This window comes from Pseudomonas sp. FW305-70 (assembly GCF_058783925.1).
Genome location: NZ_JBYSYZ010000002.1, coordinates 191789 through 213353, shown reverse-complemented (window position 1 = coordinate 213353; position 21565 = coordinate 191789). Strand labels below are relative to the sequence as shown.

15 protein-coding genes are annotated in these 21565 nt (G+C 60.9%); 12 read left to right on the top strand and 3 right to left on the bottom strand.

The annotated features are described in order from the left end of the window. Positions 1–189 precede the first annotated feature (189 nt). From AC3WN7_RS02460 to aceE, 3 genes are all read right to left on the bottom strand, one after another. Positions 190–1584: an alkaline phosphatase D family protein gene (locus AC3WN7_RS02460; RefSeq protein ID WP_102673186.1), complete on the bottom strand. Its 1395-nt coding sequence runs from the start codon at positions 1582–1584 to the stop codon at positions 190–192. Positions 1585–1853: 269 nt separating this feature from the next. Beyond that, entirely contained in the window at positions 1854–3806 is a 1953-nt protein-coding gene (aceF, locus tag AC3WN7_RS02455; RefSeq protein WP_102673185.1) for a dihydrolipoyllysine-residue acetyltransferase, read from the bottom strand. An 11-nt stretch (positions 3807–3817) separates the two neighbouring features. Then, positions 3818–6463 carry a pyruvate dehydrogenase (acetyl-transferring), homodimeric type gene (gene aceE / locus AC3WN7_RS02450; RefSeq protein WP_015093183.1) on the bottom strand — a complete coding sequence of 882 codons (2646 nt, stop codon included), beginning with the start codon at positions 6461–6463 and terminating at the stop codon, positions 3818–3820. 383 nt (positions 6464–6846) lie between these two features. On the opposite strand from aceE, the gene glnE reads away from it, so the two are divergent. The 12 genes from glnE (at position 6847) to AC3WN7_RS02390 (ending at position 21557) form a co-directional block, all read left to right on the top strand. After that, positions 6847–9786 (top strand): bifunctional [glutamate--ammonia ligase]-adenylyl-L-tyrosine phosphorylase/[glutamate--ammonia-ligase] adenylyltransferase, encoded by a 2940-nt coding sequence (gene glnE / locus AC3WN7_RS02445; RefSeq protein ID WP_102673184.1) that lies wholly within the window; start codon positions 6847–6849, stop codon positions 9784–9786. A 307-nt stretch (positions 9787–10093) separates the two neighbouring features. Beyond that, complete coding sequence (gene waaF, locus AC3WN7_RS02440) at positions 10094–11128, top strand: lipopolysaccharide heptosyltransferase II (protein WP_102673183.1); 1035 nt, start codon at positions 10094–10096, stop codon at positions 11126–11128. Position 11129: 1 nt separating this feature from the next. Beyond that, on the top strand, positions 11130–12191 hold the full coding sequence (gene waaC, locus AC3WN7_RS02435) for a lipopolysaccharide heptosyltransferase I (protein WP_007971808.1): 1062 nt from the start codon (positions 11130–11132) through the stop codon (positions 12189–12191). Continuing rightward, entirely contained in the window at positions 12191–13312 is a 1122-nt protein-coding gene (locus tag AC3WN7_RS02430) for a glycosyltransferase family 4 protein (protein WP_102673182.1), read from the top strand. The genes waaC and AC3WN7_RS02430 overlap by 1 nt, the downstream gene beginning before the upstream one ends. After that, entirely contained in the window at positions 13313–14119 is an 807-nt protein-coding gene (gene rfaP, locus AC3WN7_RS02425; RefSeq protein WP_102673181.1) for a lipopolysaccharide core heptose(I) kinase RfaP, read from the top strand. It abuts the gene before it with no gap. Beyond that, positions 14119–14853 (top strand): lipopolysaccharide kinase InaA family protein, encoded by a 735-nt coding sequence (locus AC3WN7_RS02420; protein WP_015093188.1) that lies wholly within the window; start codon positions 14119–14121, stop codon positions 14851–14853. Before rfaP ends, AC3WN7_RS02420 begins: the two co-directional genes overlap by 1 nt. Continuing rightward, on the top strand, positions 14850–15602 hold the full coding sequence (locus tag AC3WN7_RS02415; protein WP_015093189.1) for a lipopolysaccharide kinase InaA family protein: 753 nt from the start codon (positions 14850–14852) through the stop codon (positions 15600–15602). The genes AC3WN7_RS02420 and AC3WN7_RS02415 overlap by 4 nt, the downstream gene beginning before the upstream one ends. After that, positions 15602–17053 carry a lipopolysaccharide kinase InaA family protein gene (locus tag AC3WN7_RS02410; RefSeq protein WP_102673180.1) on the top strand — a complete coding sequence of 484 codons (1452 nt, stop codon included), beginning with the start codon at positions 15602–15604 and terminating at the stop codon, positions 17051–17053. Before AC3WN7_RS02415 ends, AC3WN7_RS02410 begins: the two co-directional genes overlap by 1 nt. 234 nt (positions 17054–17287) lie before the next feature. Further along, positions 17288–17623: a YceK/YidQ family lipoprotein gene (locus tag AC3WN7_RS02405; protein ID WP_102673179.1), complete on the top strand. Its 336-nt coding sequence runs from the start codon at positions 17288–17290 to the stop codon at positions 17621–17623. Between the two features lie 166 nt (positions 17624–17789). Continuing rightward, positions 17790–19547: a carbamoyltransferase family protein gene (locus AC3WN7_RS02400; protein ID WP_015093192.1), complete on the top strand. Its 1758-nt coding sequence runs from the start codon at positions 17790–17792 to the stop codon at positions 19545–19547. Continuing rightward, positions 19531–20661 carry a glycosyltransferase gene (locus AC3WN7_RS02395; protein WP_102673178.1) on the top strand — a complete coding sequence of 377 codons (1131 nt, stop codon included), beginning with the start codon at positions 19531–19533 and terminating at the stop codon, positions 20659–20661. The genes AC3WN7_RS02400 and AC3WN7_RS02395 overlap by 17 nt, the downstream gene beginning before the upstream one ends. Beyond that, the gene (locus tag AC3WN7_RS02390; RefSeq protein ID WP_102673177.1) at positions 20661–21557 is read left to right on the top strand and encodes an antimicrobial resistance protein Mig-14; all 897 of its coding nucleotides are present in this window, start codon (positions 20661–20663) and stop codon (positions 21555–21557) included. The genes AC3WN7_RS02395 and AC3WN7_RS02390 overlap by 1 nt, the downstream gene beginning before the upstream one ends. Positions 21558–21565: the final 8 nt, after the last annotated feature.

The following is a 21565-nucleotide window of genomic DNA, read 5'->3' as shown; positions in this document are numbered from 1 at the left end:
CACGCCCTCTTTACTGTTGCCTGCGGCAAGGTTGCATCATTGCGACACCGACTGACAAGAGAGATGAAGGCTAAGTGCTATAAGAATATGTCGGCAGGCGCGAAGATTTCTGCAGTTTCCCAAAAAAGTACGGCTATTGATCAGGTCGCAGCCTTGAGGGGGCGTCTCGAAGGCTGCAATTTTTTGCCATCAGCGCAAATTGATGTCTGTCGATTGCAGCAACTTGCCATCCCGATCGTGGTAATTCACCTGAATGCGCTCTGCATCGATGACCAGGTGCGCGAAGTTATCCTGGCTGATGACCTTGCCGGTCAATTCCTGCCGATATTCGCCAGCGGCGTTCCCTGCCAGCGGCCGGTCGAGGATAAAGCTGGATTGACTGGCATAGGGCAGCAGTTTGGTGTTGCACAATGGCGACGACACGATGGTGTGCACTTCGAAGTCCGGGTCTTCGCTGTGGGTCAGTCGGCTGGTCAAGGAGGCGTGGATGTCACCGGAAACGAAAATGACATTCTTCAGCCAGTGTGAACGAATGAACTCCAGCAACCGCAATCGTTGCGCGGGAAAACCGGCCCAGGCGTCATTCCCATCGTGTTTGGCGTCGGGAAAGAACATCACACTGGTAACCACCAGCTTGACCCGGGCGGGGCTATGGATCAGCCATTGGCACAAGGCATGTTCCTGTTCGAGATCAAGCATGCGTCGATCATCGGCGGACAAGTCGCGCCGGGTGCGACTATCGGTGACGAACCATTCGATATCGCCATCGGCGAACTGATACCAGTAGTGATTCGGGATCCGGCTGATCCGGCCATCGTCAAGTAATTCAAATACCGGGCTGTGGCTAGCTTGATATAACTCATATGCAGTGATGGCGTTTTTGTATAAGACCTCATCGGTCGAACTTTTCTTGTCCGGCCAGTTGTCTTTAATTTCATGATCGTCGAGGATCATGTAAGTCGATACGTTGGCCATTAACCTGGAAATATGCGGTTGGGAGAAAGCCGCATGGTATTTTGCGAGTATTTGCTGATATTCGCGGTCAGGCGCAAAAAAATTCAAGTCATCGGCATAGATCTGGTCGCCAGTCATCAGTACTGCGCTGACCGGTGGGTCGGCTTGCTCTGCCAGTTGTGCCATCGAGGCAAATATCCGGTCACCCTGTTGTGGTGCCGACGGGATGCCAGCTGTCATCCGCAGGTAACGACATGAGCCGACGAAATAGGCTTGTGGCGTACCGGCGGCGCCAGACCGGGTGCGCAAGCGATAGAGCTCTGGTGGCCATTGCAGCGGCAGTTCCTGCAGCGAATCTGCTGTGTGTTCGGTACTCTGGGTGCTGAACCAGCCGGCCTGGTATTCGTACTCGGTATCGGCGGCCAGGTTATTGAGAACAATGACATCGGACATGTCCTGCAGGTATGTCAGCCTTGCAAAGACACTGTTAAGCCATTGTTCATGCCCGGACTGCCGATAACGAATGCCGGCAAATACGGGCGCACTGTTTTGCGCTTGTCCGCGTACAAAAATACGCGCGTGATTAGTTGTTGTATGGCCAATAATCGGGCCGACAGTTGGTTTTAGCATGCTTGAGTCCATTCGCTGCCAGTTAATCAGGGAGTTGGTTGTTTCGGATGTTATTGGGTGTTAAGCCAAGACTAATTATTTGGCCTGAATAAATACCTGGCAGAAATGGATTCAAGTTGTGGGCAATAGCAGCCACAAATGTAGGAAGGTGTTTAAACAAGAACTTCAGGCAAAAAAAGCCCCGCCAAATTGGCGGGGTTGAGGTACGAGCGTGGCGCTCGGAAACGTGGAACGCGATCGGCCCTCCGGTGAAGGAGGGCCGGTCGGTATTACAGGAGCATGGTGCGGATGTCGCCCAGCAGGTCGCTCAGACGCTTGGTGAAGCGTGCAGCAGCGGCGCCGTTGATCACGCGGTGATCGTAGGACAGCGACAGTGGCAGCATCAGTTTCGGCTGGAAGGCTTTGCCGTCCCAGACTGGCTGGATGGTGGCCTTGGAAACACCGAGGATCGCCACTTCCGGCGCGTTGACGATCGGCGTGAAGCCGGTGCCGCCAATGTGGCCGAGACTGGAAATGGTGAAGCAGGCGCCTTGCATCTCGTCCGATGAAAGCTTCTTGGTCCGGGCTTTTTCAGCCAGGGAAGCGGCTTCGGCAGCCAGTTGCAGCAGGCTCTTCTGGTCGACGTTCTTGATGACCGGTACCAGCAGGCCATCCGGGGTGTCGACGGCGAAGCCGATGTTCACGTACTTCTTGCGGATGATCGCTTTGCCGCTTGGCGCCAGCGAGCTGTTGAAGTCCGGCAGTTCCTTGAGCAGGTGCGCGCAGGACTTGAGCAGCAACGGCAGGACGGTCAGCTTGACGCCGGCCTTCTCTGCAACGGCTTTCTGGGCAACACGGAACGCTTCGAGTTCGGTGATATCCGCCGAATCAAATTGCGTCACGTGCGGCACGTTCAGCCAGCTGCGGTGCAGGTTGGCCGCACCGACCTGCATCAGGCGGGTCATCGGCACTTCTTCGATTTCACCGAAGCGGCTGAAGTCCACGACCGGAATCGGCGGGATGCCCGCGCCACCGGTTGCGCCGGCAGCAGCGGCCGGTGCTTCCTTGGCCTTCTGCATCATGGCCTTGACGTAAACCTGCACGTCTTCTTTCAGGATGCGGCCGTGCGGACCGCTGGCGCCGACGGCGCTCAGCTCGACGCCGAACTCGCGGGCCAGTTGACGCACGGCAGGGCCGGCGTGAACTTTCGCGCCCGGCTTGGCTGGAGCGGCAACCGGGGCAGCAGGTGCGGCGGCAGGTGCAGCAGCGGCTTGAGCCGAAGCAGCAGCGCTCGGAGCAGCAGCGGCAGGTGCGGTCGCAGCAGCCGGAGCAGCGCCTTTGACTTTCAGCTTGAGGATCAGGTCGCCGGTACCGACTTCGTCATCGAGCTTGATGGAAACGCTTTCCACCACGCCAGCGGCTGGCGATGGAATCTCCATGCTGGCCTTGTCGGATTCCAGGGTGATCAGCGACTGGTCGGCCACAACGGTGTCGCCGGCCTTGACCAGGACTTCGATGATCTTGGCCTTGCCCGCCGAACCGATGTCCGGAACGTGGATGTCCTGGACGCTGTCGGCAACCGGTGCAGCCGGAGCTGCTGCAGGTGCCGGTGCAGCGGCAGCAACTGGAGCGGCAGCCTGGGCCGGGGCGGCAGCCGGTGCCGCAGCACCTGCCACTTCCAGATCCAGGATCAGGTCGCCGGTGCCGACTTCGTCGTTGAGCTTGACGCTGATGGCCTTGACCACGCCAGCGGCAGGCGACGGGATTTCCATGCTCGCCTTGTCGGACTCCAGGGTGATCAGCGATTGATCAGCCGCAACGGTGTCGCCAACCTTGACCTGGATCTCGATGATCTGGGCCTTGCCCGACGAACCGATGTCCGGCACGTGCACTTGCTGAACGCTGGCGGCAGCCGGCGCAGCAGCAGGGGCGGCAGCTGCAGGAGTAGCAGCCGGCTTGGCTTCAGCCTTGGCCGCCGGTGCAGCGGCAGCCGCAGGGGCCGCAGCGGCACCTTCGACTTCCAGTTCCAGCAGTTCGTCGCCTTCTTTCAGGCGATCGCCCAGCTTCACTTTCAGGCTCTTGATGATACCGGCCTTCGGCGCAGGCACTTCCATGCTCGCCTTGTCCGACTCAAGTGTCAGAATGCTCTGGTCGGCTTCGATACGGTCGCCGACCTTCACAAACAGTTCAATTACTTCACCTTCACCGCTGCCGATGTCAGGTACGCGAATGAGTTCGCTCACAGAATCTCTCCTCAGCAGTCCAGTGGGTTGCGTTTTTCCGGGTTGATACCGAACTTGGCGATGGCCTCGGCCACAACCTTAGGTTCGATGTCACCACGGTCAGCCAGTGCTTCCAGGGCTGCCAACACCACGAAATGACGGTCGACTTCGAAGAAATGACGCAGTTTCTTGCGGCTGTCGCTGCGGCCGAAACCGTCGGTGCCCAGGACTTTGAATTCCTTGGACGGTACCCACTGACGGATCTGCTCGGCGAACAGTTTCATGTAGTCGGTAGAGGCGATGACCGGACCCTTGCGGCCGTTCAGGCACTCTTCGACGTAGCTCAGCTTAGGCTTCTGGCCAGGGTGCAGGCGGTTGCTGCGCTCAACGGCCAGGCCGTCGCGACGCAGTTCGTTGAAGCTGGTAACGCTCCACACGTCGGCGCCGACGTTGAACTCTTCACGCAGGATCTTCGCGGCTTCACGGACTTCACGCAGGATGGTGCCGGAGCCCATCAGCTGAACGTGGTGCGCCGCTTCGCGGTTGTCTTCCTCGAGCAGGTACATGCCTTTCTTGATGCCTTCTTCGGCACCGGCCGGCATGGCTGGCTGCTGGTACGACTCGTTCATCACGGTGATGTAGTAGAAGACGTCCTGTTGCTCTTCGGTCATCTTCTTCATGCCGTCCTGAATGATCACCGCCAGCTCGTAGCCGTAGGTTGGATCGTAGGTGCGGCAGTTCGGGATGGTGGCAGCCAGCAGGTGGCTGTGACCGTCTTCGTGTTGCAGGCCTTCACCGTTCAGGGTGGTACGGCCGGCGGTGCCGCCGATCAGGAAGCCACGGGTGCGGCTGTCGCCAGCGGCCCAGGCCAGGTCGCCGATACGCTGGAAACCGAACATCGAGTAGAAGATGTAGAACGGCAGCATCGGCTGGTTGTGGCTGGAGTACGAAGTACCGGCAGCGATGAAGGAGCTCATGGCGCCCGCTTCGTTGATGCCTTCTTCGAGAATCTGGCCCTTCTGGTCTTCCTTGTAGAACATCACCTGGTCTTTATCGACTGGCTCGTAGAGCTGGCCGACGGAGGAGTAGATGCCCAACTGACGGAACATGCCTTCCATACCGAAGGTACGGGCTTCGTCAGGGATGATCGGCACGATGCGCGGGCCGATTTCCTTGTCCTTGACCAGTTGCGCGAGGATCCGCACGAAGGCCATGGTGGTGGAGATTTCACGGTCGCCCGAGCCGTCAAGGATCGCCTTGAGGGTGTCCAGTGGCGGAGTCGGGATGTTGAAGCTCTTGGCGCGACGCTGAGGCACGAAGCCGCCCAGTGCGGTACGGCGCTCGCTCAGGTAACGGGCTTCGGCGCTGCCTTCTTCCGGTTTGAAGAACGGCAGGTTTTCCAGCTCGTCGTCCTTGACCGGGATGTCGAAACGATCGCGGAACAACTTCAGGCTGTCGACATCGACTTTCTTGGTGTTGTGCGCAGTGTTTTTCGCTTCGCCGGCACCGGTGCCATAACCCTTGATGGTCTTGGCCAGGATGACGGTCGGTTGTTCTTTGTGGTTGACCGCTTCGTGGTACGCCGCGTAGACCTTGTACGGGTCGTGGCCGCCACGGTTGAGTTTCCAGATCTCGTCGTCGGACAGGTCTTCAACCATCGCCTTGAGTTCCGGCGTGTTGAAGAAGTGTTCGCGCACGAACGCGCCGTCTTTGGCTTTGTAGTTCTGGTACTCGCCGTCGATGACTTCGTCCATGCGGCGTTGCAGGATGCCGTCGACGTCCTTGGCCAGCAGTGGGTCCCAGAAACGGCCCCAGATGACTTTGGTCACGTTCCACTGAGCACCGCGGAACACGCCTTCGAGTTCCTGGATGATCTTGCCGTTACCGCGAACCGGGCCGTCGAGGCGCTGCAGGTTGCAGTTGATGACGAAGATCAGGTTGTCCAGCTTCTCGCGGCCGGCCAGGGAGATCGCGCCCAGGGATTCCGGCTCGTCGCACTCGCCGTCGCCCAGGAAGCACCAGACTTTCTGTTTGCCTGGCTGGATGAAGCCGCGGTGTTCCAGGTACTTCATGAAGCGTGCCTGGTAGATCGCCTGGATCGGGCCCAGACCCATGGATACGGTCGGGAACTGCCAGAAGTCAGGCATCAGCCAAGGGTGCGGGTAGGACGACAGGCCCTGACCGTCGACTTCCTGGCGGAAGTTGTTCATCTGGTCTTCGGTGATGCGGCCTTCCATGAATGCGCGGGCGTAAACGCCTGGCGAGGTGTGGCCCTGGAAGTAGATCAGGTCGCCGCCGTGTTCGTCGGTCGGGGCCTGGAAGAAGTAGTTGAAGCCGATGTCATAAAGGGTCGCACTGGAGGCGAAGCTGGAGATGTGACCGCCGAGGTCAGAATCTTTCAGGTTCGTACGCATCACCATGGCCATCGCGTTCCAGCGTACCAGCGAGCGAATGCGGCGTTCCATGAACAGGTCGCCAGGCATGCGTGCTTCGTGGGTAACGGGGATCGTGTTGCGGTAAGGCGTGGTGATGGCGTAAGGCAACTGCGAACCGCTGCGGGTCGCCAGTTCACCCATACGGGTCATCAGATAGTGAGCACGGTCTTCGCCTTCTTTGTCGAGAACCGATTCCAGGGCGTCCAGCCATTCCTGGGTTTCGACGGGATCGAGGTCTTGCATGGCTTGCTCCAGGGCGGAAAGGCTACCAGAATCGGTTGCCTGAGTTAGCGACTGGCCTTGTGGGCAGACGTTATGAATTCTTGGATTGCCGACAGGTTGTTCCGGCGGCGTGTAGTTTTACTACAAATCTTCCGGCATTTCAGCCCGTCTAATGTATATACGAGTAGTAAAACTACAGATGAGCGGCTTGTGGCCCCCGGCTGCGTTGTGAGAATAATCGTTAAGGTTGGTCTTTTTCCAACTACAAAAGGTAAAAGCTTGATGCTGGCTGCCAAAATTAAAGAAATTTCAGCTATTTCTAACTTTTGTTCGACGCTCCCTCAGGTAGTGGGTTTTCGCAAACCACTACATGCAGTCCGTTGTACGCCGATCAAGGATAGACCATGAGCCTCCCTTCGCTTGCCGAACTGCCCGCCATTCTCCAGCCGTTTGTCACCCGTGCCGAGCAGTCGTTCCGGGCTGCCGTCGCCACTCTGGACGATGATCACGGGCTGTCTGCCTGGTCGCCGGAGCGCTGGGCGCAATTTGCCCGCGTCACCGCCGCCAGCGATTTCGTGATTGAACAGTCTGTTCGTGACCCTTTGATGTTGCTGCAACTGGTGCAGTCCGGTGAACTGGACCGCAGTTACGCGCCGGGTGAATTGTGCGCGCAGATCGCGGCCGCCGTGAGCACGGCCGAGACCGACGATCTGCTTGGCCGTGCCCTGCGCCGCCAGCGCGCGCGCCACCAGGTGCGGATCATCTGGCGCGACCTGACCCGCCAGGCCGATTTGGTCCAGACCTGCCGCGACCTCTCGGACATGGCCGATGCCAGCATCGATCAGGCCTATCAATGGTTGTACGTGCGGCATTGCCAGCAGTTCGGCGTGCCGACCGGGCGGCGCAGCGGCGAGCCGCAGCAGATGGTCATCCTCGGCATGGGCAAGCTCGGTGCCGTGGAGTTGAACCTGTCGTCGGACATCGACCTGATTTTCGCCTATCCCGAGGGTGGCGAAACCGTCGGCGTGAAGCGCGCGCTGGATAACCAGGAATTCTTCATTCGTCTGGGCCAGCGGCTGATCAAGGCCCTGGACCCGATGACCGTCGACGGCTTTGTGTTCCGCGTCGACATGCGCTTGCGCCCCTACGGTTCGGCGGGCGCGCTGGTGCTGAGCTTCAATGCGCTGGAGCAGTATTACCAGGATCAGGGTCGCGACTGGGAACGCTACGCGATGATCAAGTCGCGGGTGGTGGCCGGCGACCAGATGGCTGGCGCGCAACTGCAAGAGATGCTGCGGCCATTCGTTTACCGGCGTTACCTGGACTTCTCGGCCATCGAAGCGCTGCGCACCATGAAGCAGTTGATCCAGCAGGAAGTGCGGCGCAAGGGCATGGCCGACAACATCAAGCTCGGATCCGGCGGCATTCGCGAAGTCGAGTTCATTGCCCAGGCGTTCCAGCTGATCCACGGCGGCCGCGATCTGAGCTTGCAGCAGCGCCCGCTATTAAAGGTGCTGAGCACGCTGGAAGGTCAGGGTTATCTGCCGCCGGCGGTGATCAGCGAGCTGCGCGAAGGCTACGAATTCCTGCGTTACACCGAACACGCGATTCAGGCGATCGCTGACCGCCAGACACAAATGTTGCCCAGTGGCGAGCAGGATCAGGCGCGCATTGCCTTTATGCTGGGTTTCGCCAACTGGACGGCGTTCCACGAACAACTGATGTATTGGCGTGGCCGCGTGGCCTGGCACTTCGGGCAGGTGATCGCCGATCCCGACGAAGAGCAGGGTGCTGAAAGCGAAGTGGTGGTCGGCGGTGAGTGGTTGCCGCTGTGGGAAGAGGCTCAGGACGATGAGGCTGCTTGCCGCCAACTGGAAGAAGGTGGTTTCAAGGATGCGCCCAAGGCCTTGAACGCCTTGGCCGGCTTGCGCAGCAGTCCGCAATTGCGGGCGATGCAGCGTCTGGGACGCGAACGTCTCGATGCGTTTATTCCGCGTTTGCTGGCGCAGGCCGTGGAGCATGCCAATCCGGATCTGGTGCTGGAGCGCGTGTTGCCGCTGGTTGAAGCCGTGGCCCGTCGCTCCGCGTACCTGGTGCTGCTGACCGAGAACCCTGGCGCCTTGCGGCGTTTGCTGACGCTGTGCGCCGCGAGCCCGTGGATCGCCGAGCAAATCACCCGTTTCCCGCTGCTGCTCGACGAATTGCTCAACGAAGGCCGACTGTTCAAGCCGCCACTGGCGCCAGAACTGGCCGCCGAGTTGCGCGAGCGCCTGACGCGGATTCCCGAGGACGACCTCGAACAGCAAATGGAAGCGCTGCGTCACTTCAAACTGGCGCACCGCTTGCGGGTGGCCGCCTCGGAAATCGCCGGCAGCCTGCCGCTGATGAAAGTCAGCGACTACCTGACCTGGCTCGCCGAAGCGATTCTTGAACAGGTGCTCGCACTGGCCTGGCGCCAGACCGTGGCCAAGTACGGCACGCCGCTACGCACCGATGGCACCTTGTGCGATCCCGGCTTCATCATTGTCGGTTATGGGAAAGTCGGCGGCCTGGAACTCGGGCATGGTTCGGACCTGGACCTGGTGTTCATCCACGACGGTGATCCGCAAGCTGAAACCGATGGGCCCAAACCCATCGACGGCGCGCAATTTTTCACCCGTCTGGGGCAGCGGATCATTCACCTGCTGACGGCGCAGACCAACTCCGGGCAGTTGTATGAGGTGGACATGCGCCTGCGGCCGTCCGGTGCGTCGGGATTGCTGGTGAGTTCCCTGGGGGCGTTTGCCCGTTATCAGGAGAACGAAGCCTGGACCTGGGAGCATCAGGCGCTGGTGCGGGCGCGGGTGCTGGTGGGCAGTCAGGATGTCGGCCAGGCCTTCGAGAAAGTCCGTGCCGCGATATTGGGCAAGACGCGTGATTTGCCGACCTTGCGCCAGGAGGTCAGCGAGATGCGCGCCAAGATGCGCGATAATCTTGGCAGCAAGAGCACGGCGGCCGGTACCGGGGCAAATGCCTTCGAAGCCACGGCGCCGTTCGATATCAAGCAGGACGCCGGAGGTATCGTCGATATTGAATTTATGGTGCAATACGCGGCCCTGGCGTGGTCCGAAACACACCCGCCATTGCTGCGCTGGACCGATAACATCCGCATTCTGGAAGAGCTGGAGCACGAAGGGCTGATGCCCGTCGAAGATGCCAGCCTGTTGCGTGAGGCGTATAAAGCATACCGTTCCGCCGCCCATCGACAGGCTCTGCAGAAGAACCCGGGAGTGATACCGGCCGACCAGTTCGCGGACGAACGGCAGCAGGTCATGCGGATCTGGCGTGAGCTGGGGCTACGCTGAAACGCGTCAATCGGAGCGACAAGATTCAAAGGTGGGAGCGGGCTTGCTCGCGAAGGCGGAGTGTCAGTCGATAGAGATATTGAATGTGATGGCCCCTTCGCGGGCAAGCCCGCTCCCACAGTAGATCTGCAGTGTCATGCCGATCGAAGTACACCAATACCCAATGTGGGAGCGAGCCTGCTCGCGATAGCGGAGTGACAGTCGACAGCAATGTTGAAGGTGATGACCCATCGCAAGCCAGCATGCTCCCGCAGAGATTCTCGAGGCGGGGAGGCGTAGGCCTCCCCGGTTCGTTTATGGAAACCACATGAAAATTCTGATCGTTGGGCCCAGTTGGGTCGGTGACATGGTGATGGCGCAGACACTTTTCCAGTGTCTCAAGCAACGCCACCCGCAGTGCGAAATCGACGTGCTGGCCCCCGAGTGGAGTCGGCCGATTCTTGAGCGCATGCCCGAAGTTCGCCAGGCCTTGAGCTTTCCGCTCGGTCATGGCGTGCTGGAGTTGGCGACGCGCCGGCGCATCGGCAAATCCCTGGCCGGCCAGTACGACCAGGCGATCCTGTTGCCCAATTCCCTGAAGTCGGCGCTGGTGCCGTTCTTTGCCGGCATCCCGAAGCGCACCGGCTGGCGTGGCGAATTCCGCTATGGCCTGCTCAATGACGTGCGCACGCTGGATAAGGATCGTTATCCGCTGATGATCGAGCGCTTCATGGCCCTGGCCTTCGAGCCGGGCGTCGAGTTGCCGAAACCCTATCCGCGTCCGACGCTGCAGATCGACCCGGTCACCCGCGAGGCGGCGCTGGCCAGGTTCGGCCTGACCCTCGACCGTCCTGTGTTGGCCCTGTGCCCCGGCGCCGAGTTCGGCGAGTCCAAGCGCTGGCCGTCCGAGCATTACGCCAAGGTCGCCGAAACGAAGATTCGCGAAGGCTGGCAAGTCTGGCTGTTCGGTTCGAAAAACGACCACGCCGTGGGCGAAGACATTCGCGCGCGGCTGATTCCCGGCCTGCGTGAAGAATCGGTCAACCTCAGCGGCGGCACCTCGCTGGCCGAAGCCATCGACTTGATGTCCTGTGCCGATTCGGTGGTGTCCAACGACTCCGGCCTGATGCACGTCGCTGCCGCGCTGAACCGCCCGCTGGTCGCGGTCTACGGCTCGACGTCGCCGGGTTTCACGCCACCGTTGGCCGAGCACGTGGAAATCGTACGCCTGGGCATCGAGTGCAGTCCGTGCTTCGATCGCACCTGCCGTTTCGGCCATTACAACTGCCTGCGCCAACTCATGCCGCAGGCCGTGAACGAAGCCTTGCAGCGGTTGCAAGGCACTGTGGTCGAGGTCAAATAGCTTGCGGGTTCTGTTGATCAAGACGTCTTCGCTGGGCGATGTCATTCATGCGTTGCCGGCGTTGACCGACGCGGCGCGGGCGATTCCCGGCATCAAGTTCGACTGGGTGGTGGAAGAAGGCTTTGCCGAAATCCCGACCTGGCATCCGGCGGTGGGCAAGGTGATTCCGGTGGCGATCCGTCGCTGGCGAAAAAACATCTGGCAGACCATCAAGAGCGGTGAGTGGAAGCGCTTCAAGCAAAGCGTTCGCGCCACGAAATACGACTTGGTGATCGACGCCCAGGGCTTGCTGAAAAGCGCCTGGCTGACCCGTTACGTCAAGGCACCGGTGGCCGGCCTCGATAAAAGCTCGGCGCGCGAACCCATCGCTGCGCGCTTTTACAATCGGCGTCTGGCCGTTGCCCGCGGGCAGCACGCGGTGGAGCGAGTGCGTCAGTTGTTCGCCATCGCCTTGGGCTATGACTTGCCAAAAGGCATGGGCGACTACGGTCTGAATGTCGAGCGCCTGGTGGAATTGCCGCGCAAGAACCCGTACGTGGTGTTTCTGCATGGCACTACCTGGGACACCAAGCACTGGCCTGAAGCTTACTGGCGCGAGCTGACCGAGCGGGTCGGCTACCTTGGCGTTGGGGTCAAGTTGCCTTGGGGCAATGCGCAGGAGAAAGCCCGGGCCGAGCGCATCGCTGCCGGTTTCAAACACGCCGAAGTGTTGCCCAAATTGAACCTGGCCGGTGTTGGCAAGGTGCTGGCTGGCGCGCAAGCCTGCGTGGCGGTGGATACCGGCCTGGGCCATCTGGCTGCCGCGCTGGATGTGCCGACGCTGTCGCTGTTCGGTCCGACCAATCCGGGCCTGACCGGCGCCTACGGCAAGGTGCAGATTCACCTGGCCAGCGACTTCCCGTGTGCGCCGTGCCTGCAAAAGAAATGCACCTATCAACCGACGGCCGAAGATGCCCGTCAATTTGACCTGAAACGCGAGTGGCCCCTGTGCTTCACGCGTCTGAACCCCGAGCGTGTCGCCAGCCGACTGAGCACGTTGTTAATGGCTGAGGAGCTGCGCTGATGCAATTGGCATTTGTCCTGTACAAATATTTTCCGTTTGGCGGCTTGCAGCGCGATTTCATGCGCATTGCCCTGGAGTGCCAGAAGCGCGGCCATCAGATTCGCGTCTACACGCTGATCTGGGAGGGCGACGTACCGCCGGGTTTCGAAGTGCTGGTGGCGCCGGTCAAGGCGTTCTTCAACCATCGACGCAACGAAAAACTCAGCGAATGGATGGAAGCGGACCTGGCCAAACGACCGGTCGACCGCTTGATTGGCTTCAATAAGATGCCGGGCCTGGACGTCTACTACGCCGCCGACGGCTGCTTCGAAGACAAGGCGCAGAACCTGCGCAACTCGCTCTACCGCCGCTGGGGCCGCTATCGCCACTTCGCCGAATACGAGCGCGCGGTGTTCGCCAGGGATGCGAAGACTGAAGTGCTGATGATTTCCGAGGTCCAGCAGCCGCTGTTCATCAAGCATTACGACACGCCGCTGGAGCGTTTCCACCTGCTGCCACCGGGTATCGCTCAGGACCGTCGCCGACCGGCTGATGCTGATGACATTCGCGCCGGGTTCCGCGCTGAGTTCGACCTCAAGGACGACGAACTGCTGCTGGTGCAGATCGGCTCCGGGTTCAAGACCAAGGGCGTCGATCGCAGCCTCAAGGCACTGGCGGCGCTGCCTGCCGAGTTGAGGAAGCGCACCCGGCTGTTTGTAATTGGCCAGGATGACCCCAAGTTATTCCAGATGCAGAGTGCGACATTGGGGTTGGGCGACAACGTCACGTTCCTCAAGGGCCGCAGCGATATCCCGCGTTTCCTGTTGGGTGCCGATCTGTTGATCCACCCGGCGTACAACGAAAACACCGGCACCGTGCTGCTCGAAGCACTGGTGGCCGGCTTGCCGGTGTTGGTGAGCGCGGTGTGCGGTTACGCCCATTACATCGCCGAGGCCGATGCGGGCCTGGTGTTGGACGAGCCCTTCGATCAGGCGCAGCTGACGCAATACCTGACCGGCATGTTGAACGACGCTCAAGCAAGGGCGGCCTGGAGCCGCAATGGTCTGGCCTTCGCCGAAACGGCCGACCTCTACAGCATGCCGCAACACGCGGCCGATGTGATTCTGGCGGAGCACGCTTAAATGAAGTTGATGCTGGCTGAACCGTTCAAGAGCCTCTGGGCCGGACGCGACCCGTTCGCCGAAGTCGAGGGGCTCAAGGGCGAGGTGTACCGCGAGCTGGAAGCGCGCCGGACATTGCGCACGGAAGTCGACGGCAACGGGTTTTTCGTGAAAATCCACCGTGGCATCGGCTGGGGCGAAATCTTCAAGAACCTGCTCACGGCCAAGCTCCCGGTACTGGGTGCCGGCCAGGAGTGGAGGGCCATTCAGCGCCTGCAGGAAGCCGGCGTGCCGACCATGACCGCTGTCGCGTATGGCGAGAAGGGCAGTAACCCGGCCGACCAGCACTCGTTCATCGTTACCGAAGAGTTGGCGCCCACCGTCAGCCTCGAAGACTTCAGCGTCAACTGGGTCAAGCAGCCGCCGGAGCCAAAACTCAAGCGCGCGCTGATCGCCGAAGTCGCACGCATGACCGGCATGATGCACCGCTCCGGGGTCAACCACCGCGACTGCTACATCTGCCATTTCCTGCTGCACACCGACAAACCGGTGACCTTTGATGACTTCAAGCTTTCGGTGATCGACCTGCACCGCGCCCAGACCCGTCCGGCGATCACCTCGCGCTGGCGCAACAAGGATCTGGCCGCCCTGTACTTTTCCGCCCTGGACATCGGCCTGACCCGCCGCGACAAATTGCGTTTTCTCAAAGGCTATTTCCAGCAGCCGCTGCGGCAGATCCTGAGCGAAGAAGCCGGGCTGCTGAGCTGGCTCGATGGCAAGGCCAACAAGCTCTACGAGCGTAAACAGCGATACGGGGATGCGCTCTGATGTCGGGTTGGAAACTGGAACCGGCCTACAGCGATCTGGCCGATGACTTCGGCAGCCTTGAGGCGGTGTTTGCGCTTCAGGGCGAGCGGTTGACCAAGGACCTGCTCTCCGAGGTCATTCGCGTTCAGCGCAATGGCGTCAACTATTACGTCAAGCGCTACGTGGGTGCCGGCAAAGGCTTGCGGCGTTACCTCGGCAAGCCTCGGGTGAAGATGGAGTGGCAGAACCTCAAGCGTTTCGCCAAGTGGGGCATTCCCACGGCCGAGGTGGTGGCCTGGGGGCTGGAACGTCGCGGTGCGGCCTACGCTCGCGGTGCGATGATTACCCGGGAACTGCCGCGTACCGAAGACTTGTCGGCACTGGCCGAGCGACGCGATCCGAAACTGTCGGATCGCGCCTGGGTCGATGCCGTCAGTCGTCAGTTGGCCCAGTACACCCGGACCATGCACGATCACCGCTTCACCCATAATGATCTGAAGTGGCGCAACCTGTTGATCGACGACGAGGCTCGACTGTTTCTGATCGACTGCCCCAATGGCGATTTCTGGCGCGGTTTCTGGCTCAAGTACCGAATCACCAAGGATCTGGCGTGCCTGGACAAGGTTGCCAAGTATCAACTGTCGGCTACCCAGCGCCTGCGCTTTTACCTGCAATACCGCAACCGGACCCGGCTCAACGCTGCGGACAAGAAACGCATCCGGCACGTGGTGAGATTTTTCGAGGGACGCGAATGACTGATTTTCTGGCCGCTGAAGACCGTGCGCTGCTTGAGCGCCATGGTCTCGGCACGTTCGAGGCGCTCTGGGCCAAGCAGCTCGATGCGGTGGACGAACCCAACACCGGTCGCGGCGGCTGGAGCAGCGTGTTTCGGCTGGATCTGGAAGGTCATGGCTACTACCTCAAGCGTCAAAGCAACTACCTGACCCGCACCTTGCGCGCGCCGTTCGGCGAGCCGAGTTTTGCCCGTGAGTTTCGCAACATCTCCCGTTACCGGAAGATGGGCATTCCGGCGCTGGAAGCGGTGTTCTACGGGCAGCGCAAGGTCAATGGCGAAGTCCGCGCAATCCTGCTGACCCGCGCCCTGGATGGCTGGGACGACCTCGACTCGTTGTTGCAGCGCTGGGCTCAATTGAGCCCTGAACAGCACTCGGAGATCCTCAAGGCCAGTGGCGAACTGGCCCGGCAACTGCACGCTGCACGCCAGGTGCACGGGTGTTTCTATCCCAAGCACATTTTCATGCGTGCCACCGGCCACGGCTACCAGGCTCAATTGATCGACCTGGAAAAGACCCGGCCGCTGCTGTACGGGCAGCGTGACCGCATCAAGGACCTGGAACCGCTGACGCGCCGCGCGCCCGAGTGGGGCGAATCGCAGCTGCGGCAATTGCTGGCGGCCTATCTGGATCAGCCGCAGGACAGCTCGCTGATCGACAGCTGGCTGCAGCGCTTGACCGCACGGCGCAGCCAAAAGGGGCCACGTTGATGCGTTTGTCCGAATTGAAATCCGCTGGCCGCCATCCGGCTTTGCCGCTGAGCGTTTCGCTGGCCGATGCCGCCGGCCCCGCCGATTTGCAGCTGTTGAGCCTGTTGCGGGTATTGCCGGGGCAGCGTTATGTCGGTGCCGGTGTCTGGCGTGGCCGGCCGGTGTTGGCCAAGTTGCTGGTCGGCAGCAAGGCTGCACGGCATTTTCAGCGTGAACTGGACGGCGTGCGCCGACTTTCCGACCAGGGCCTGACCACGCCGCAGTTGTTGGCCGACGGCCTGAAAGACGGCGAGGGTGGCTGGCTGCTGTTTGATTTCCTTGAGCATGCCGAAAGCCTGGGCGACACCTGGAAGCAGGTTGAGCAGCAGCCCGTACTGTCCGATGGACAAGGGGCGGTGCTGGCCGAGGCGTTGGGTGCAATCGGTCAGATGCATCGCAAGGGCCTGTGGCAGGAAGACCTGCACCTGGACAATCTACTGCGCCAGGGCGGCCGCCTGTACCTGATCGATGGGGCCGGTATCTGCTGCGAGACGCCTGGCCAGCCGCTGTCGCGGCAGAAAGTCCTGGAAAACCTCGGGGTGTTCTTCGCCCAGTTGCCGAAGTCGATTGAACCCTTCATTGAAGAGTTGCTGGTGTATTACCTGCTCAGCAACGGCGAGCACGCCTTGCCCATGGAGGCGTTGCAGAAGCAGATCGACAAGGTCCGCAACTGGCGCCTCAAGGACTACCTGATCAAGGTCGGTCGCGAGTGCACGCTGTTCAGTGTCCAGCGCGGCGCCTTCGGACTGCGGGCGATTCGCCGCGAGGAAGAGGCGTCCATGGTACCGGTGCTGGAGCAGGCCGATGCCTTGCTCGATCAGGGGTATCTGTACAAGACCGGCGGTGCGGCGAGTGTTGGCAAGGTCGAGGTGGATGGCCGCACGCTGGTGATCAAACGCTACAACATCAAGGGTTTTGCCCACTGGCTCAAGCGTTTCTGGCGCCCGAGCCGGGCCTGGCATTCATGGCGCGAAGGCAATCGCCTGGCGTTCCTCGGGATTGCCACGCCCAAGCCGCTGGCGTTGCTGGAGAAGCGTTTCCTGTGGCTGCGCAGCCGGGCGTACCTGATCACCGAGTATCTGCCGGGGCCGGACATCATCGAGCGTTTTGCGCCCTATGTTGAAAGCGGTGACGCACCGCAGGCCGAACTGGCGGCGCTGGATCATCTGTTTGCCGAGCTGATTCGTTTGCGTATCAGTCATGGCGACTTCAAGGGCCATAACCTGTTCTGGCAGCAGGATCGCTGGGCGTTGATCGACCTCGACTCGATGTGCCAGCACGGCTCGCTGACCAGTTATGCACCGGCATATGCGCGGGATCGGGCGCGGTTCATGCGTAACTGGCCTGAAGGCAGTGCGCTTTATCAGGTCATCGATCAGCGTTTGCCCAAAGATATCTCCAGCGCGGCCTGAATCGGACCTTTGGTCCTTTCGCGAGCAAGTCGGATCGCCGCACCGCCGCTCCCACAGTGGTTCCGGTCGCTCAGAAATCCCTGTGGGAGCGGGCTTGCTCGCGAAGGGGCCGGAACTGCCAACCGAGAAAGCAGACAGGTTCTTGTGAACCGTCCTACGCGATCTTGGGAAGCCATGAACTGTGGCCGAAATCGCCCCGATGCTAGTTTGCCTGACGTTCTCGGAGGGCCGGCTGTGTCGATCAAAATGGCAGTTTCATCGGGTGTTTTGTCCGTGTCGCTAATGGGCTGCGGGACCGCCGCTACGGTCCTGCAGGATGAAGCCGAAGCCGCGCACGGGCTGCGCAGGCAAAAGACCTATTGCCAGTCCATCCCCCGGGTCTATAGCGGCCTCGCTTATGACTTCTGCGTATTGAACGCACCGCCCGATCCCACGGGTGTCCTTCTACCGCTCATTTTGCTCGACCTGGCCCTGTCCGGCGCACTGGACACCGCCGCCTTGCCCTACACGATTTACCGGCAGAGCGTGGACGGCAATATCCTTGTCTACTGGCGGCCTTCGCGCGGTTAAAAGTAATCGCAAGGTCACCACCCTGGTGGCTTGCCGCTTGTAGCTAGAGGCTAGCCGCTGCTTTTACGCTATAATCCCGCCCTTTAGCTGTCTCTCGCCCCTTGCGAGGGCACATTAATTTTTGAGGCGCTTGCGCCTGCATGCAGACTAAAGAGGCTAGACCCCTGTGGCATTGACGATTCTTGGCCTGTCCGGCGCCCTTAGCCATGATCCTTCCGCAGCCCTGTACATCGACGGCAAGCTGGTCGCGGCGGCTGAAGAGGAACGCTTCGTACGCGATAAACATGCAAAGAACCGCATGCCCTACGAATCGGCGAAATTCTGCCTGGAACAGGCCGGCATCAAGCCGTCCGATGTCGACGTGGTTGCGATCCCGTTCGCCCCGATCAGCCTGTTCGGCAAGGCCCGCTGGCAGTACGCCAAGCGTTACTGGTACGCCCCGGACCGTGCACTCGACGCGATCCTGATGGGCAACCGTCGCTACAAGCGCTATCGCAACAAGATCGTCTGGTGCCTGGAGCAACTGGGCTTTGATCCGAAGAAGATCAAGATCGAGCCGGTCGAGCATCACCTGGCCCACGCCTCCAGCGCCTACCACTGCTCCGGCTTCAAAGAGAAAACCGCGATCCTGGGCATCGACGGCAAGGGCGAGTACGCCACGACCTTCTTCGGTTACGGCGAAAACGGCAAGATCCACAAGATCAAGGAATTCTTCGATCCGGACTCCCTCGGCGGCCTGTACGGCGCGATCACCGAGTTCCTCGGTTTCGACATGCTCGACGGTGAGTTCAAGGTCATGGGCATGGCGCCGTACGGCGACGCCAGCAAATACGATTTCTCGCGCCTGGCTTCGTTCGAAAACGGCGAGCTGGTGATCAACACCGACTACGCCAACGTCATCGGTCTGCGTCGCTATAAAGAGAAGGGCAAGGGTTACTACTTCTCGCCGAAGCTGATCGAGTGGCTGGGTCCCAAGCGCGAAGGCGACATCGCCGACGAGCCTTACATCCACTACGCCGCCAGCATTCAAGCGCTGTTCGAAAAGATTGCGCTGCAGATGATCGACTACTACCTGGGCGGCGTGCTCAAGGAAACCGGCAAACTGGCCTACGCCGGTGGCTGTGCGTTGAACGTCAAGCTCAACCAGAAAATCATCGCCCGCGACGACGTCAAGGAGCTGTTCGTACAGCCTGCGTCCGGTGATGCCGGTACCGCGGTCGGCGCCGCGGCCTATGTGTCTCACGCCCGTGGCGTACCGGTGGAGAAAATGGAACACGTCTACCTCGGCCCGTCGTACAGCAACGAAGACGTGATCGCCGCCTGCGCCCGTCACGAGAACAAACCGACCTGGCGCAAGCTCGACAACATGCCGGAGCAGATCGCCAAAATCATGGTCGATGGCAACCCGGTGGCCTGGTTCCAGGGCCGCATGGAGTTCGGTCCGCGTGCACTGGGCGGTCGTTCGATCATCGGTTGCCCGAGCGTGCCGGGCGTGGCCGATCGCATCAACCACCAGATCAAGTTCCGCGAGCGCTGGAGGCCTTTCTGCCCGTCGATGCTCGACACCGTGGCGCCGCAGATGATCAAGATCGATCACCCGGCTCCGTTCATGACCTTCACCTTCGAAGTGGCGGAAGAATGGAAGACCCGCGTGCCGGAAGTCGTCCACGAAGACGGCACCTCCCGCGCCCAGGTGCTCAAGCGCGAATACAACCCGCGCTACTACGACATGATGAAAGCGCTGGAAGTGCTCACCGGCAACGGCGTTTCGCTCAACACCTCGCTCAACCGTCGCGGCGAACCGATGATCTGCTCGCCGACCGATGCGCTGAACATGTTCTTCGGTTCGGATCTACAGTATCTGATCATGGAAGACATCCTGGTGGTCAAAGAGGGCGCAAACGCCTATGACACGTTCGGCTGAACGTCATGTGCTGCAGTTCTGCCACGGCTATGACGGGCCGTTCCTGGACTGCGCACGGCAGTACGCCAGCCTGTTCGCGGGGACTGGCTATCGCGTGACCACGGTGTTTCTCACCGGGGTTGCCGATGCCGAAGTCGCCGCGGGCTGCGCCTCCGACGAGGTGCTGTTCATGGAGTACAGTTCCAAGGCCATTCGTGGCCTGAAACTGGGCGCCATCGGCGATCTGCGCAAGATCGCCGCGTCGCGCAACTTCAGTTTCTGCATCGCTCATCGTTTCAAGCCTATCTATATCGCCTTGCTCGGTACCTCGTTGCCGGTCATTGGCGTGCACCACGGGTTTGAAGACTACAAGCGCGGCAGCCGCAAACTGTTCGCCCATATATTCCGCAAGCGTTTGAGCCTGCTCGGTGTGTCCGACGCGGTGCGCGACGACATGCGCAGTTGCCTGCCGAAGTGGCCTGCTTCGCGAATTCAGACGCTGTACAACCGCATCGACGTCGATGCCTTGCAAGCCACGCAGGTGTCGGCTCGCGAGGCCCGGGAAACCCTCGGGCTGGCGGCGGATGCCTGGATTGTCGGCAACGTCGGACGCCTGCATCCGGACAAGGACCAGGCCACTCTGCTCGATGGTTTCGCCCAGGCATTGCCGCAGTTGCCGGCCAACAGCCAGTTGGTGATTCTCGGCAAGGGGCGCCTGGAGGAAGACCTCAAGGCTCAGGCCCGCGAGCTGGGTATCGGCGACCGGGTGCTGTTCCTCGGTCAGGTGCCGGATGCGCGCAACTATTTCCGCGCCTTCGATGTGTTCGCCCTGAGTTCCGATCACGAACCGTTCGGCATGGTACTGCTGGAGGCCATGGCTGCCGGCGTACCTTTGCTCGCCACAGCGTGCGGCGGAGCGAAAGAAGTGGTCGAGGGCGTGGGCATCCTGTTCCCCTTGGGCGATGCCGGACATCTGGCCCAGGGCTTGCAACACCTGGCTGCCATGGATGATCAGCAACGCCGGCAGTGTGCCGAGATGATGCTCGAGCGCTTGCGCGAACGCTTTTCCGACCGCGCAGTGCGCGATGCTTTCTGGCACTTGCCGCACGTTACCGAACTGGCACAGAGGGGCTGATGCTCAACCGATTTCAAGGCTGGCGCGAGCGTGGCTGGGCGGTAGTCGACGCCTCGACTTACGCCGAAACCTGGCAGCGTTATGGCGGCAGCGTCGCAACTCATCCCATGGTGGTCGAGCGCCTGGCGCAACTGGCCGACATCCCGGTGCGCTACCTGGCCTGGATGCAGGGTGATGAGGTCAAGGCGGCGATCCCGACCTGGGGTCGCGACCTGGCCTTGTCCAAGGACGTGCTCAAGCGTCGCGGCAAGAAAGGCCTGTTCGACCTGGGTAACGCCGAGATCATCCTGCCGGCCGCGGCCGATACCCAGGCGCCCTTGCGCCATCGGGGGCGCTATCTGTCGGCGTTGAACGAGGGGCGGTTCACCGGTATCCGGTTGCAGGCCGAGCAACTGGCCATGGCTCGTACCCCCGAGGAGCTTTCGAAGAAGTTTCGCTACAACCAGCGCCGCGAATTGCGCTTGCTGGAAGAGGCGGGGGGTGTGGTACGGCCGGTATCCGAATTCTCCAGCGCTGAGTTGGCGGCGATTTATTGCGACCTGTTCCAGCGTCGTTGGGGCTTCCCGGCGACGGGTGCCGAACGCATGGCTGAGGTCATCGAGTTGCTGCGCGAGTTGCTGATCGGTTCGGTGATTTTTCTCAACGATGCGCCGATTGCGATTCAATTGGTGTACCGCGTCGAAACTTCGCAGTGGATCAGCGTCGAGTACATCAACGGCGGGGTCGATCCCGAGACTCGCGAGTTCAGCCCCGGCAGCGTGCTGAGTTTTCTCAATACGCAAAGCGCTTGGGAGCATGCCCGGGCGCAGGACAAACCGTTGCGTTTTTCTTTCGGTCGCGCCGACCGTGAATACAAGGATCGCTGGTGCAACCCTGTGCCGGTCTTCACCGTATGAGCCAAGCC